The following is a 14,680-nucleotide window of genomic DNA, read 5'->3' as shown; positions in this document are numbered from 1 at the left end:
TGTCACACCGCGATCGCTGCGGCGTCCCCCTCGAGGATCGCGTTGTGCGCACGGCGCGGGGTCACCGCGTCGCCGACGCGGTACACGGGAACGCTGCTGTCGCACAGTTGTTTCCAGAGTTCGTCCACGGGTTCCTGATGGGTGACGACCACCACGGCGTCGGCCACGAAGGGCCGGGCCGTGCCGGTCCGGTGATCGACGAGCGACACGACCGTCGCGTCGTCGGCGTCCACGACTCCCGTGACCATCACGTCGGTGATCTGCGTGATCCCCGCAGCATGGGCGCGACGCGTCCATCCGTCCATATCGAGGGTGAGGCCGAGATCCTGTCCGACGATCATGCCGCCGGTGCACACCGTCACGGTGCAGCCACGTCCGGCGAGAAGTTCGGCCACCGACGTCGCCTGATGAAAACCCAGATCGTCGACCACGAGCACCCTCCCCTCCGGATCGGCGCGACCCTCGAGCACGTCGCGGACGTCCACGACCTTCGCGGAGTCTCCGGCCCAGACGGGCCGCTGAGGCCGGGCACCTGTCGCCACGATCACGGCGTCGGGCCGGTAGGCGCGGACGAAGTCGGCGTCGACCTCGAATCCGGTCCTGATCTCGACGCCGGCCCGAGCGCATTCCGCCTCGAGGCTCGTCACCATCCCTGCCAGTTCGCCGCGGTGCGGTGCGGTCGCCGCGGCGCGAATCTGCCCACCCGTCCACGGCTCTCGCTCACACAGGATCACGGAGTGCCCGCGACGAGCGGACGTAGCGGCAGCCTGTAGTCCGGCCGGTCCACCACCGACCACGAGCACCCGGCGGCCCAGCATCCGCGGCGCAGGCAGGGGCGTGGATTCGCGGCCCGCGCGCGGGTTCACCGTGCACCCGATCCACCGGCCCAGACCGACCCGCCCGATGCATTCCTGGTTGCAACCGATACACGGCCGCACCTCCGCGTCGCGTCCACCGAGAGTTTTCCCAGCGAAGTCCGGGTCGGCGATCTGTGCCCGCACCGCACCGACGAGGTCGCACACTCCCTCTGCGAGCGCAGAGCGGACCTGGCCGGGAGTCGTGAACCGACCCACGCCCACAACGGGTAGCGACACAACCGCACGGAACGCCGCGGGCACGAACAAGGAATATCCGTGCGGCGTGGACATCGGCGCTTCGACCAGATGGAGCGTTTCGGTGGCCACACCGACCGACGTGCTGAGGTAGTCGACGGCATCCGTCGCACCCAGCATGCGCGCGACCTGCACCGCATCGTCGATGCCGATCCCGCCGGCGGTGCCGTCGTGGCCGCTCAGACGCACCCCCACGATGTACTCGTGCCCCAGCACGGACCTGACCGCGGCCACGACCTCGAGGAGCAACCGGGCACGACCGGTCGGATCGCCACCGTAGCGGTCGGTGCGCCGGTTGGTCCCCGGCGCGAGGAAGGCGCGCAGGATCGACGCCTGCGAGCACTGGATCTCGACACCGTCGAATCCGCCGTCGGCACACCGCCGCGCGACCGCCGCGTAGCCGGCGATCAGTTCGGCGATCTCGTCGCCACCGATCGCCGCGGGCACTTCCCGGAACAACGCGTCGGGTTCCGGTCCCGGTGCCCACAACGGCCGGCCCGTGTACATCGAGCTTCCTTGTGCACCGTTGTGGTTGAGCTGAGCCAGGATTCGTGTGCCGTGCGCGTGCACCGCATCGGTGAGGCGGCGGTACCCGGGTAGCACGGCGGGATCCCAGCCCCGTATCAGCTTCTCGTACGGCCGATCCGAGCGATGCACCGTGTGTTCCTCGGTGACGATCATCGCTGCCCCGCCGCGCGCCCGCGCCGTGTAATACGCGATGTGCTGGTCGGTGATCTCCCCGTCCACCGCGAAGTTCGTCAGGTGGGCCGGGAAAATGATCCGGTTGCGCAACGTGGCCGGACCGATCCTGAGGCTGTCCCGGGGATCGGGACCGGCCGAGTTGCGCGACACCGGCTAGACCTTGGAGTTGCCCTGGTCGAGCGCCATCTGGCTGCCCGTGATCGTCTTCGCACGATCGCTCGCGAGGAACAGCACCGCGTCGGACGTGTCGTCGGGATCGGCGATCGGCTTCTCGGTGAGGATGGGTGCGAAGTTGGGCAGCCAGGCCGGGAAGCGCTCGAACATCTTCAGCGATCCCTGATCGGTGCCCATCGGGGTCTTCACGCCGTAGGGGTGGATCGAATTGACGCGGATGTTGAACTCGCCCAGTTCTTTCGCAGCAGCCTGGGTGATGCCGACGAGACCGAACTTGGCAGCGCCGTAATGTGCCTGTCCGGGCATCGCCTTCAGTCCGGCGACGGAACTGACGACGATGATCGAACCGCCGTTCCCGGCTTCGATCATGGCGGGCGCCGCCGCCTTCAACGTCTTGAACACGCCCGTGAGGTTGATGTCGACGAGTTCTTCGAACTGCTCGTCGGGCATTTCCCAGAATCGGTTCCAACTGCAGATGCCGGCGTTCGCGACAACGACATCGAGCCGTCCGAACTGCGCGACACCCTCGTCCACCGCAGCCCGCAGGGCGGCACTGTCGCGGACGTCGGCGATGCGAGCGACGATCTTGCCCCCGGCCTCCTCGACGAGTCGGACGGTCTCGCGGAAGTCGTCTTCGGTCGCCTGCTCGTAGGTGATGTACTCCGATACCGGCTTCGCGACGTCGATACCGATGATCGACGCTCCCTCCCGGGCGAACCTCAGGGCGTGGTTACGTCCTTGGCCTCGCGCGATACCGGTGATGAAGACAACCTTGCCGTCGAACTCGCCCATGGAGATCCTTCCAGATCGGTCTATGCAACAGGTTACAGTTCCGAGGCGAGACGGTGCCCCTCCCGGATCGCGTCCCGCACCGTCCGAGGAGCGATGCAGTCACCGATCTCATCCAGCCCCGGACGGCGCGATCTGTCATCCGGCAGTCCCACTGAGCAGTCCACGAGTGCGGCCGCACGCACGGTGACCTCGGATTCCGTTACTCGATGGACGAGACGCACCCCCGACGAGTCGACCGCGCGCACCCCGACGCCGAGGTGCCGCCGCACGCCCGCACGCTGCAACCGGACGTTCGCCGCGACCAGATCGCCGGTGGGCGCCAGCCTCGATCCCGGTATGGGGTCCGGCGTGGCGTAGTGGACCGCGCGCCCCGGCGCAACGAGGTGCTCCGCGACCGCGACACCGAGCCGGCCGCCTGCCGGATCCCAGACGACGACATCATCGGGGACCGTGTCCGGGTGGTCGAGGGCATACGCGGCCGTGACGTAGCGGCCACCCCGGTGGACCGGGAATCCGGGTGGGCGGGGGCGGCTGCCGGTGGCCAGCACCACCGTGGTGCCGGCCCCCATCGCGGCGTCGAGGTCGCCCGAGGTGACGGTGACGCCGGTGCGGACGACGACACCGAGGTCCCGGCAGCGGTCCTCGAGCCACTGTGCAAGCAGTCCGAAGTCGGGAGCACCCGTGCCGCGTGCCGCGGTGTGCAGCATCCCTCCGACGCGATCGGTGCGCTCGGCGACGGTCACACGGTGGCCACGTCCCGCGAGACCGCGTGCCGCTTCCAGCCCGGCAGGCCCCCCGCCGACGACGAGCACGTCACGCGCAGCGGTCGCCGCAGGGGCGGCCGGACGATCTTCCTGACCCGCCTCCGGGTTGGCGATACATCCGACTTCCGGATTGCGGAAGTCGCGCACGAGGCACGCCTGGTTGCAGCGCACACACGGCCGCGGATCGCGGTGGTCGCGGATCGAGTCGACGAGGTCGGGGTCGGCGATCTGCGCACGGGTCATCTCCACCGCATCGCACACCCCCCGATCGAGAGCGTGCTGCGCGGACGAAGGGTGGACGACGCTGCCCTGCAACACCACCGGCACGGTGCCCGTGACGGCCGCGCGGACCTGGTTGCACAGGTCTCGGTTGAAGTCCGCCGGCGTGTGCGCGTCGGGCCGGTACGTTTCCGGCGTGAACAAGCCCCCACGGACGACGGTGAGCAAGTCGAGCGAGGGTGCGAATTCCCGCGCGTAGCCGACGGCGACGTCCGGCGTGAGGCCGGCCCACGGGGCGTTCTCGTCGCAACTCAGGCGCAGCGCCACGACCCGGCCGGGTCCGAGTTCGGCGCGCACGGCGGCGATCACCTCCCGGAGGAGACGTGTCCGGTCGGAGCCGAATCGGTCGGTGCGGTGGTTCGTCAGGGCGGACAGGAACTGCCGGAGCAGGGCGGTCGGTCCGGCATCGAGTTCGACGCCGTCGGCGTCGGCATCGACCGCGACGGCCGCCGCAGCACGGAATCCGGCGATCACGGATTCGATGTCGCCGGGAGTCATCTCTGCCGGGAGTTCACGGGTCGCGGGGTCGGGTACGCGCGACGGGGCCCACAGCGGCGCTCGGGTCCAGGCGCTGGAGCCCTGGAGTCCGCAGTGCCCGAGTCCGGCCAGGACGAGTGCGCCGTGCGGTCGGCACGCCGAGACGATATCCGCCCAGCCTTCCCCTGATTCGGCTGCGAGAGGGGCCCGTTCGTAGGGACGGTCGCCGGCGAGAACCGACGCCACTTCGGTGATCACGATGCCCGCACCGCCGCGGGCCCGACGCTCGTAGTACGCGCGGTGGCGACCCGAGAAACGCCGGACCGCAGCGAGATTGGTCTCGTGCGGACCGAAGATCACCCTCGACGGCGCAGTGCGGCCGGCGAGGGTGATCGGATCGGTGAGGGCAAAGCTCATACCGGTAGGAGCTACTCGACTCCCAGATCGCGACGGAATCCGGGCGGGACGACGACGTCACCGGGTGTGAGGTCGTGGATCGAATCACGGCCGAGGCCCAAGAGGGCGGAACCTATTCCGCCGCCGAGGATGTCGAGGACGTTCTCGACACCCGCCTGGCCGTTGGCCGCGAGACCCCACAGGTAGGCGCGGCCGATCATGACGGCGTCGGCACCGAGCGCAACGGCCTTGACGACGTCGCTGCCGCGCCGGATGCCACCGTCGAGCAGTACCTCGATGTCGTTGCCGACCGCCTCCGCGATAGCCGGGAGCGCGCGGATGGGGGCCGGGGTGCCGTCGAGGTTGTTGCCGCCGTGGTTCGACACCGAGATCGCCGTGACGCCGGCGTCGACGGCGCGCTTGGCGTCGTCGACGCGCATGACGCCCTTGAGCATGAACGGGGCGTCGCCCCACTGTTCACGCAGCCACGCGACGTCTTCCCAGGTGGGCAGCGGGGTGCTCATCCACTCGCCGTACGCGCCGAAGAACGTCGGGGTGTCCCCGCCGGGCGGGGTGAGATTCGGGGTGGTGAGGTCCGGGACGCCGCCGGTGCGGGCCCAGTCCAGAAGCCACTTGGGCCGGATGATGCCCTCGGGTGCGAACTTCACCATCGCGTCGAGGCTCATCCGCTCGGGGATAGCGGGACTCCCCCAGTCGCGGCCGTTGGAGAAGGACCAGTCCAGGGTCATGATGAGACCCTTGGCACCGGCCGCGCGGGCGCGTTCCATGCGCTGGACGAGCACGTCGCGGCTGCCGACCCAGTACATCTGGAAGAAGGTCTTGTCGTTGGCCGCGGCCACATCCTCGATGGATTTGCTCGCGAACGAGCTGAGACCCATCGCGATTCCCCGTGCGGCGGCCGCGCGGGCGACGGCTACCTCGCCGTCCGGGTGGACGGCCTGGACACCGGTCGGCGAGATGAGGACGGGCATGGCCACGTCCTGTCCCATGACCCTGGTGCCCATGTCGCGCTTCTCCGACAGTCCTGCGACGTGCGGGGCGAAACCGAGCTCGCGGAACGCCGCGAGATTGTCGTCGACGGTGATGCCGGCTTCGGACCCCGCCACGAGCGCGCCGTACACCGACTTCGGCAGCCGCTTGCGTGCACGCTCCTGCGCCACGGCGACCGTTTCGAACCAGTCGCTCTGCTTCCAGGGATTCTTCAGCCACGAGAACTTGGCCATCGTGAACTTCTCTCCTCGAGATCTACAGGCCTGCGAGAGGGTTCTCGTCGCAGAATTTGGCAGGCGGCTTGGCGAGCAGCGTGAGTGGCACCGGTGCTGCCGGGGTGCGACGCTCGGCCCGCTTGCCGGTACGCGAGTGGTCCACGCTCGACTGCGGCACCGTCCGTTCGGCCTCGAGGGCCGACTGTCCGTATCCCTGAACACATTCCGGGTCGGGTCCGTCCATCGGAAGGCCGGTGAAGAACTTCGCCGCCATGCAGCCGCCGCGGCACGAGTCGTAGAAGTTGCACGAGGCGCACGCGCCGGCGGACTGCGGTTCGCGCAGTTCCCGGAACAGGTCGGAGTTCTTCCACACCTCGGCGAAACCGCCGTCGGTGAGGATGTTCCCGGCGTGGAAGTTCTCGTGGATCGCGAACGGGCACGCGTAGACGTCACCGATCGGATCGATCAGGCACACGACACGGCCCGCACCACAGAGGTTCAGGCCGGGCAGAGCCCCGCCGCCGCTGTCGCCGCCGAAGGCGGACAGGTGGAAGAACGAGTCGCCGGTCAGGACGCCTTCGCCGTGTGCGACGAGCCAGTCGTAGAGTTGCCGCTGCTGGTCGTGGGTGGGGTGAAGGTCGTCCCAGACGTCCACGGCGCGGCCCGACGGACGCAGCCGGGTGATGCGCAGTGTCGCGTCGTAACGGTCGGCGAGCGCCTTGAAGTCGTCGAGCTGATCGACGTTGTGGCGGGTGACCACGACGGAGATCTTCGCGTCGCGGAAGCCCGCCTCGGACAGGTTCTCGAGCGCGCGCACAGCCATCGCGAAGGAACCGGGGCCGCGTACGGCATCGTTGACCTCGGCGGTCGCGCCGTCGAGGGAGATCTGCACGTCCACGTAGTCGGACGCTGCCAGCCGCGCCGCGACCTTCTTGTCGATGCGCACGCCGTTGGTGGAGAACTTCACGCCGACCTGGTGCTCGGTGGCGTAGTCGACGAGTTCCCAGAAGTCCGAGCGCACGGTGGGCTCACCGCCACCGATGTTGACGTAGAACACCTGCATGCGTTGCAGTTCGTCGATGATGGCCTTGCACTGTTCCGTGGACAGCTCACGCGGGTCGCGCTTGCCCGACGAGGACAGGCAGTGCACACACGAGAGGTTGCAGGCGTAGGTCAGTTCCCACGTCAGGCAGATCGGAGCGTCGAGGCCCTTCTCGAACTGGTCGACGAGTCGACCGACTTTCGGAGGCGCGGTGGTGACGGGGGGTTCGAGCAGAGACGTCATAGCGGGTCCTTGCTGGGTCGGGGCGTCAGGCGGGCACGATCATGTGCGAGTCGGCCAGCGTGCCGAGAGCACGCACATAGGGCCGCTCGGCGCTCTCGTCGATTCCATGGGCGCGCAAGGCCTCCCGCACCGACGCGTGGTGGTCGAGGGACCGGACGACGTCGACGATGACGGTGTTCTTCAGGAACGACAGTTTGCGGGTGCCGAAGTGGTAGAGCAACGCCCCGAAAGGCTCGGGGCGAAGCGCTACCTGCGGGTGGAGCCGCCACGTGGCGCCCGGGTCGAACTGTGTGGTCGCCACGGCGGTGGCTCCGGGGGCGGACATGATCAGTAGACGCCGCACATGCCGTCGATCGAGACCTCTTCCACGAGGGACTCCTCGATCAGCTCGGACTCGATCACCGCGTTGTCGCGATCGGACATGATTCCTCCTCGAATTTTCACTCCACATGTGGAGTCCACGTCACAACAGGGCTAGCGTTGTGACTCGGTTCACCACTGTAATGGCATCGAGTGCAGAATGTCATCCATGAATCGAGGGAAATATGCCTGACCGCCGAGAGCCGTCCACCCGGACCGGCCGGCGCCCCTCCACCACGAGAGAATCGCTGGCGGCGGTCGGCATCGAACTCTTCCGCACTCGCGGCTTCGACGAGACGAGCGTCGACGACATCGCCGAGGCGGCGGGCATCGCGCGGCGCACCTTCTTCCGGTACTTCCCCTCGAAGAATGCGGTCGCGTGGGGTGACTTCGACGGCCAGCTCGAACGCATGCGCCGACGACTCGCAGAGGTCCCGCCGGACGATTCGCTCGCGGACGCGCTCACCGCCGCACTACTCGACTTCAACACCTTTCCGGCATCCGAGAACGAGCGGCATCGCGCCCGCATGGAACTGATCCTGCGCACTCCCGCCCTCCAGGGGTACTCGTCGGTGATGTACCAGGGGTGGCGCGCGGCAATCGCCGAGTTCGTCGCGCGCCACACCGGTGCCCGCGCCGACGACCACATCCCGAGGACCGTCGCCTACCTCGTGCTGGGCGTCGCGGTCGCGTCCTACGAGCAGTGGCTCACCGACGCCGACTCGGACCTGCGTGACCTGCTCGGAACAGGAATGCTCACACTCTCCGAAGGACTCGGCCCGAGCACTCCCCCACTCGAAAGAGGTTGACAGACAATGGCTGTGCTGGATTCTCTCGCGCCATGCCCACCGGGCCGGTGGACACACGACCACGTGACCGTCGAGCGGGTGCCCTCCGGCCCGATCAGGTTGCGCCGCACCATCGACGGACTGCACGTGACGCACGCGCTCACTCCCGACCTGCTCAGTGAACGCCTCGTCGCCGACGTGACCGCATCTGTCCAGGACGCCGAGTTCGGGCAGAACGAGTTCGAGTTGACGATGGTCGGCCTCGTCCGCTCGACGGTCCCCGGAGCTCTCGAGTCGTGGGTCACCTATTACCGCAACTCGTTGAACGAACTGCTCGACGGCACAGCAGCGTTCGCCCCGATCCACGACAAGGCCGCCACGTTGGCACGAGGCCGCGTGCTCGATCTCGGGTCGTGTTTCGGGTTCCTGCCGTTGCGGCTCGCAGGAGCGGGCTTCGACGTGGTCGCCACCGACATCCTCCCCGGCACGATGCGACTGCTCGACGCGGTCGCACCCCGTTTGGGCCTGGCTGTGGACACCCTCGTCTGCAACGCGGCCGGAGTGCCCGTTCCCGACGACAGCGCGGACACCGTCACGGCGATCCACCTGCTCGAGCACGTCGACCACGAGACGGGAGCCGCCGTTCTCGCCGAAGCGCTGCGCATCGCGCGTGCACGCGTGGTGGTCGCGGTGCCGTTCGAGGACGAGGCAACCGCGTGTCACGGGCACATCCGGACATTCGATCTCGCGTCGCTCGACGCGCTCGGACGCACGACAGGTTTTCGGTACGAGGTATTCGAACACCACGGCGGGTGGCTGATCGTCGATCTCGTGTGACTGTCGATCTCGTGTGACTGTCGATCTCGTGTGACTTACGAGCGCTCCGCGACGAGAAACGTCGTCATCGCCTGTGCGATCGTCTCGGGCCGGTCGAGCATCGACAGCACATAGGCGTCGTCGACCTCGACGAGTGTCCCGTTCGGCAGCAGATTTGCGAGCCGTCGCCCGTGGCCGCGCGGCATGACCTTGCCGGCCGACGACCACAGCACCAGCGCCGGACCGGCGAAATGCTGCAGCGCTTCGGTATCGGCGACGAGTTCGGTTGCGGTGAAGCGGGTCGCGACGTACTTGCGCAGATCACGGCGTATGTCCTTGCTGCGGAGTCCGGGTTCGGTCCAGGTACGGACGAGGTCGTCGGGCAGGGGCGTGCGGGCCATCCAGCCGAGCAACGGCGGCGTGTTGCGCAGCCACGAAACCCTGAGTTGCCGCAGCGCGAGTGCCAGGCCACCCGGGATACGCGTGGCAAGGACCGCCATCTTGCCCGGCAGGCCCGGCGGGAAGTTGTCGAAGGCCTCGCACGGCAGCAGGATCAGACGGCCGAGGCGGTCGTCCAGTCCGTACGCGGTGAGGAACAGAGCCCCGCCCCAATCACTGTGCACCAGCGTGACGTCGTTCAGGTCGAGCGCGTCGAGAAAGTCCGCCACGATCCGGTTCAGACCGCGCAAGCTCAGATCCGCGTCGGGACGCATCGGTTCGGGGTGCGCACCGAGCGGTAGATCCGGTCGCACATAACGGAACCCGGCGGGTAACCGGTCGATCACCTCGTCCCACACCGTGTGGTTCATGAGCAGGCCGTGCAAGAAGACCACGGCCGGTCCGTCACCGTGTTCGACATAGTGAACGGGCCCTGCAGCGAGATCGACGGTGGGCATCGGCGCACCTTTCGCGTGAGGGATCACTCCGAAGCGTCGGGTTCCAGCGTGGCGGCGAGGACGGAACGCTGTCAACCGTGTTTTCCCTCCGCACCCACCGCACGGCGTCGGCAAGGGCGGGTACGAGTGTGAACACGGACAGACCCGGGTGCGGTACGCAGGTTCACCTCGGCTGGAGACCCCGCCTGACCGCGACCACCCGGACGACAGCGACGAGCCGAATCGCTGTCGTCCGGGAACTGCATCAGCATGCTTCGTCGAGCCGGTGACCTGCGGGTGCAACTCTCACAATCGCCCCACACCACACCGGTTGCCCGACAATGCTTCTCAGGTGTTTCTGCCACCGTTCACTCCGAGGATCTGGCCCGTGATGTAGCCGGCGTCATCCGAGATGAGGAACGAACACGCAGCCGCGATATCCTCCGGGCGACCGACCCTCCGGACCGGTGTGCGCTGGATGTGTTCGTCGATGGTTCCCCCGAGCAGACCCTTGCCTTCGGCGCGTCGCAGCATCGGGGTGTCGACGAACCCCGGCGGCACGGCGTTGACCGTAATCCCGTCCGGGCCGTACTCCAACGCGAGCGATTTGGTGAGACCGTTGACGCCGCTCTTGGCGGCAACGTACGCGGACATGAACGGCTGACCCGCGTGCGTGCTCGACGAGGAAATGTTCACGATCCGGCCCCAGCCCGCCTCGATCATGTCGGGCAGGACTGCCTGCGTGCAATGGAAAACCCCGTGCAAGTTGACCTCGATCGCACGCTGCCACACTTCGAACGTGAGGTTGGCGAATCGCTTGTACACCTCGACGCCCGCGCCGTTCACCAGAATGGTGACGGGCCCGAGCCGTTCACGTACCTCGGCCAGAGCGGCGTCGATCCCGGCGCGGTCGGACACATCGACGGTGTATTCGAGTTCGCCACCGGACGTTGCGATGTCGAAGACCGCGACCTGGTGCCCGTCCTTACGTAATCGCTCCGCGACCGCACGGCCGATCCCGGACCCGCCCCCTGTGACGACGGCCGTCTTCACGCCCATGCCTCATCTCCCACGATCGTCGTCCGCTGCATGAGACGTTCCGACTTGGAGTCGTATCGCTGCGCGCGGTGGAGCATCCCGATGTTGTCCCACATGACGAGGTCCCCTACCTCCCACTCGTGCAGGTAGGAGAACCGTTCCTGGGTCGTCCAGGCGAGCAGTTCGTCGAGGAGCTTCCGGCTCTCGTCCGGGTCCATCCCCACGACGTGGTCGGCGGTCGCGCCGATCACCAGGGAACGCCGGCCGTCTCGTCGTTCCCACACCAGCGACGACTCGTTCCTGGGCAGCGTGCGCCACAAGGCGACCTGCTCATCGGTGGGGTCGGGGTACACGGTGCGCTGCGCAGCTTCGAAGCTGTGCACCACACGCAGTTTCTCGTAACGCTTCTTCTCGTGTTCCGGCAGGTTCTCGTACGCTGCGTACGTACTGGCGAACTCGGTGCCGCCGCCCTCCTCCGCGATCTGCCGCGCGGTGAGCGTGGTCGCCTTCGCCGGTACCTTGTTGGTCGTGTCGTCGATGTGCCAACTGAAGGTGCCCTTGAGATACTCTGCCGCGACCGTCTTCTCGGGATCCAGCGACACCGTCATGATTTCTTCGTTCGGCAACGGCTTGACGAGTTCACCCAGGGAGCGGCTGAAAGCAATCTGCGCATCGTTGTCGAGGTGCAACCCTCGGATGAGTACGACGCCTCGCCACTTCAGCGCCTCGGTCACCCGAGCGACGACCGCGTCGTCCGCGAGGCTGTCGACGCCCCTGAACTCCGTGCCGAACAGGGGGCTCAGTGCTACGGACTCCATGGTGGAGACTTCCTTTCCTACAGGGGATGGGTAGTCGAGACACGAGGGTGGCACCGAACGATGCCGATGCCACCTCCGGCGGAGTCTCACATCGTGACGCCGGCCTTCTCCAGGCAGCGCTCGAGTGCTTCGAGATATGCGGCATTGCCGTGGAACGGGCCGCTGACCCCGATCGCGACTTCGAGGAAGGGGCTGTACTCGTCGTTGACGTGTGTTTCCCAGCGCGTGATCTCACCTCGCTCGTCGGTTTCGACGAAACTGTAGGAGTAGAAACCCATCCCGGATCCGTCCACGGTGTGGCCGTGCCACCGGGTTTTCATGACGAAGCCGTTGTCGGCCGGCCAGTACTTGAAGTCCGTCGGCTTCCAGTCGGGGAAAGTCAGCGAGTAGGCCTTCGCCTCCATCGTCGCGGCCTTGCCCGTATCGGCCAGGGCTTCGCTCATGACGATGACCTCGTCGCCTGTGAAGTAAGGCGAGGTGTAGATCGCGCCTTCGGCGAACTTCCACGCCTCTTGCCCGTGTTCGTCGGTGTATTCGTCACCGTCCTGCACACCCTGTCGCAGGTATGCGTTCCTGTAGCTCTCCGCCATCCGGCGATGCTGGGCGATCCGTTCCTCGGTGTTCACAGTGCTCCTGGTCCGTGTGTAATAGTCGATGCCCCAACCTGTCGATGCCCCGACCTGCGTCGGGCAGGGTTCAGAGCGTTATTCGGAAATCCGGACGTCTTCGTAGCTACCCAGCATTGCGTTGTCGGGCAACGCCATCTGTAGGTAGACGTCGATGTGAGTGATCTTTCCGTTGTCGTCGAATTCGTATATCGACACGGAATCGACAACATTGGAGAACTCCCCGACGCTGCTTCGTTCCTCGAGTTCCAAGATCACCAGGTCGGGTGTTTCAGTGATGCGCTTGAAAGAACCCTCCCACTGCGCGGAGGACGCCCAGTTGGTCAGGAAGTCGACGTATTCGCTCCAGTTCATCACTTCCTTGAAGTTGCCGACACGGACGAACTCGTCGGTGGCAACCAGTTCGGCGAGCGGTGACCAGCTGTCGGCCGTGAACCCGGGCTGCTTGGCTCGGTCGACAAGCGACTTCGTCACCATGCCGTATTCGAGCACCGCGCGTGATCGCCCGGTGTACTCGTCCACGACGTCGGCGATTTCTCGCAGCTGCATGCATATCTCCTTGGGCTGTTGCTTCGTGTGCTCGAAAAGTGGGCGTGTCAGTACTGCGAGCGTTCCGCGAGGTACCGGTCGAGAACCGAATGGAAGTGGGCGACAACCACTTCCTCCGACACCAGGGTCAGGTGGTCGAGGGCCTTGTTGCGCAGGCCGCGCTGCTGGCGGGGCATCTGCTCGTAATCCTGCTGGAGGGCTTCGAAATACTTGGACTCACCGGGTTCTTCCACATCGACGAGATCGGCGCGGAGGACATCCTTCATCTCGTCGGGCAGCCACATGACGCTGGTGATCTGCCAGATACAGCGGTTCGGATCGCCACCGGGGTCGGGCTGCGCGAGAATGATCGTGGCTTCACCGGCACGAACCGTCATGAAGAAGTTGGGAAACAGCACCCATCCGTGATTGTCGCTCATCTGGGCGTCGGTCAGGTCGCTCACGTCCAGACCCATTTCCGTCAGGACCTCGCGTGTGGCCTGCTGAAGGACGGTACGCGCGGTGACTCCGTCGGGGAACGCGAGTGGCTCGCCTTCGACGCGGTACCCGTCGACCAGTTCCTCGAATCGCGGCAGGGTACGCAGGAGGGACGGAAACGTCTCGGGCAGTTCACGAATGCCCTCGACCTGCTCCTCGGGACCGTACTTGTCGACGTTCGCCACTTCGAACGGTGAGCAGGCGACCGAATGCCGGCCCAGGAGCCGGTACCTGCTCTTCTCGGATTCGATCGTGATCGCGCGCAACAACTGTGGGTGGATGCCCGAGATGTGGTAGCCCTCGGAGAAGGCGTCGACCACAACTTTCCAGTTGCATTCGAGCGACTCGCGCACGTCCATCACCGTGATCATCTCGTCGAGCCGGTAGGGCTCGAGCATCTCGAGCACCTCGGCACCGAGGTAGTCGACGAGCGGCTCGGCATTCGGGTCGGGGTTGAGGAAGATGAACCCGGCGCGCGTGTCGACCGAGACCTCGAGAAGGGAGTTCTCGTCCTTGTCGATCGACCCGAGTGTCTTCTCGTGGAGGATCCCTCGCAGTTTTCCGTCGAGGTCGTACGACCACAGGTGGTACTGACACAGGAAACGCTTGGAATTTCCCCGTCCGGCACACAGCGGGTTTCCGCGATGCCGGCAGGCATTCACGAAACCGCGGATACGGTCGTCCTTGCCCCGGACGAGGATGTAGGACTGGTCGAACAGCTGGTAGACCTTCCAGTCACCGACTTCGGTCAGTTCAGACGTTCGCCCCGCGACCTGCCAGGTCTTCATCCAGATGTTGTCGCGTTCGCGTTCCTGAATTTCCCGGGAGACGTAGCGGTCGGTGGGGATGTGCATGTTGTACCGCCCCGGCTCGATATCGGCGAGGCCTTCCGCCGTTTCTACCCAATCTCCGGGCCGATTCGGGCGCTCTTCGGTCTTGCTGGGTTGTGTGGTGGTCATGAAGCCTTGCTCCTTTGCAACGGCAACGAACCTTCGTGATTCAGCGGTGAGAACAGAGCGAGGCCGTCGGATGTTCGACGACAGAATCCGATGCCGTACGAACGCACACACGCCCCGCCCGAAGTGCGTCGGGCATAATCAATCACGTGATTGGTTTATATGATGCA

15 protein-coding genes are annotated in these 14,680 nt (G+C 66.4%); 2 read left to right on the top strand and 13 right to left on the bottom strand.

Annotation, left to right across the window (positions count from 1 at the left end; genetic code table 11):
• Positions 1-2: 2 nt before the first annotated feature.
• Genes ACLQ3J_RS07630 through mftA form a run of 7 tightly spaced genes read right to left on the bottom strand, consistent with a single transcriptional unit; the run spans position 3 to position 7,630 of the window.
• Positions 3-1,964 carry a mycofactocin system FadH/OYE family oxidoreductase 2 gene (locus tag ACLQ3J_RS07630; RefSeq protein WP_425902721.1) on the bottom strand — a complete coding sequence of 654 codons (1,962 nt, stop codon included), beginning with the start codon at positions 1,962-1,964 and terminating at the stop codon, positions 3-5.
• Positions 1,965-1,967: 3 nt separating this feature from the next.
• Positions 1,968-2,780 (bottom strand): mycofactocin-coupled SDR family oxidoreductase, encoded by an 813-nt coding sequence (locus ACLQ3J_RS07625; RefSeq protein WP_169651233.1) that lies wholly within the window; start codon positions 2,778-2,780, stop codon positions 1,968-1,970.
• Positions 2,781-2,812: 32 nt separating this feature from the next.
• Positions 2,813-4,717, bottom strand: a complete 1,905-nt coding sequence (locus tag ACLQ3J_RS07620; RefSeq protein WP_425902719.1) for a mycofactocin system FadH/OYE family oxidoreductase 1 — start codon at positions 4,715-4,717, stop codon at positions 2,813-2,815.
• A gap of 11 nt (positions 4,718-4,728) precedes the next feature.
• Positions 4,729-5,940, bottom strand: coding sequence for a pre-mycofactocin synthase MftD (gene mftD, locus ACLQ3J_RS07615; protein WP_169651235.1), 1,212 nt, complete (start codon positions 5,938-5,940; stop codon positions 4,729-4,731).
• Positions 5,941-5,962: 22 nt separating this feature from the next.
• On the bottom strand, positions 5,963-7,207 hold the full coding sequence (mftC, locus tag ACLQ3J_RS07610; protein WP_296550398.1) for a mycofactocin radical SAM maturase: 1,245 nt from the start codon (positions 7,205-7,207) through the stop codon (positions 5,963-5,965).
• Between the two features lie 25 nt (positions 7,208-7,232).
• Positions 7,233-7,532 carry a mycofactocin biosynthesis chaperone MftB gene (gene mftB / locus ACLQ3J_RS07605; RefSeq protein ID WP_169619544.1) on the bottom strand — a complete coding sequence of 100 codons (300 nt, stop codon included), beginning with the start codon at positions 7,530-7,532 and terminating at the stop codon, positions 7,233-7,235.
• Positions 7,533-7,534: 2 nt separating this feature from the next.
• A complete protein-coding gene (mftA, locus tag ACLQ3J_RS07600; RefSeq protein WP_068159438.1) occupies positions 7,535-7,630 on the bottom strand; it encodes a mycofactocin precursor MftA in 96 nt (31 codons plus the stop codon).
• A 122-nt stretch (positions 7,631-7,752) separates the two neighbouring features.
• On the opposite strand from mftA, the gene mftR reads away from it, so the two are divergent.
• Entirely contained in the window at positions 7,753-8,376 is a 624-nt protein-coding gene (gene mftR / locus ACLQ3J_RS07595; RefSeq protein ID WP_422423512.1) for a mycofactocin system transcriptional regulator, read from the top strand.
• A gap of 6 nt (positions 8,377-8,382) precedes the next feature.
• On the top strand, positions 8,383-9,192 hold the full coding sequence (gene mftM / locus ACLQ3J_RS07590) for a mycofactocin oligosaccharide methyltransferase MftM (protein ID WP_169619542.1): 810 nt from the start codon (positions 8,383-8,385) through the stop codon (positions 9,190-9,192).
• A gap of 35 nt (positions 9,193-9,227) precedes the next feature.
• Here mftM and ACLQ3J_RS07585 read toward each other — a convergent pair whose 3' ends face one another.
• The 6 genes from ACLQ3J_RS07585 to ACLQ3J_RS07560 all read right to left on the bottom strand — a co-directional run bounded on the left by ACLQ3J_RS07585 (position 9,228) and on the right by ACLQ3J_RS07560 (position 14,513).
• A complete protein-coding gene (locus tag ACLQ3J_RS07585; protein ID WP_425902716.1) occupies positions 9,228-10,067 on the bottom strand; it encodes an alpha/beta fold hydrolase in 840 nt (279 codons plus the stop codon).
• Between the two features lie 327 nt (positions 10,068-10,394).
• The gene (locus ACLQ3J_RS07580) at positions 10,395-11,099 is read right to left on the bottom strand and encodes an SDR family NAD(P)-dependent oxidoreductase (protein WP_296549348.1); all 705 of its coding nucleotides are present in this window, start codon (positions 11,097-11,099) and stop codon (positions 10,395-10,397) included.
• Positions 11,096-11,902 (bottom strand): TauD/TfdA dioxygenase family protein, encoded by an 807-nt coding sequence (locus ACLQ3J_RS07575; protein ID WP_425902715.1) that lies wholly within the window; start codon positions 11,900-11,902, stop codon positions 11,096-11,098. Before ACLQ3J_RS07575 ends, ACLQ3J_RS07580 begins: the two co-directional genes overlap by 4 nt.
• An 86-nt stretch (positions 11,903-11,988) precedes the next feature.
• Positions 11,989-12,528, bottom strand: a complete 540-nt coding sequence (locus ACLQ3J_RS07570; protein WP_425902713.1) for a hypothetical protein — start codon at positions 12,526-12,528, stop codon at positions 11,989-11,991.
• Between the two features lie 78 nt (positions 12,529-12,606).
• Positions 12,607-13,077 carry a hypothetical protein gene (locus tag ACLQ3J_RS07565; protein WP_296549341.1) on the bottom strand — a complete coding sequence of 157 codons (471 nt, stop codon included), beginning with the start codon at positions 13,075-13,077 and terminating at the stop codon, positions 12,607-12,609.
• 47 nt (positions 13,078-13,124) lie between these two features.
• A complete protein-coding gene (locus ACLQ3J_RS07560; RefSeq protein ID WP_425902712.1) occupies positions 13,125-14,513 on the bottom strand; it encodes an aromatic ring-hydroxylating oxygenase subunit alpha in 1,389 nt (462 codons plus the stop codon).
• Positions 14,514-14,680 lie beyond the last annotated feature (167 nt).

Source organism: Rhodococcus sp. DT1 (assembly GCF_049844875.1).
GTDB lineage: Bacteria > Actinomycetota > Actinomycetes > Mycobacteriales > Mycobacteriaceae > Rhodococcus.
The sequence above is the reverse complement of the archived record's forward strand: the minus strand, read 5'-3'. Positions and strand labels throughout refer to the sequence as shown.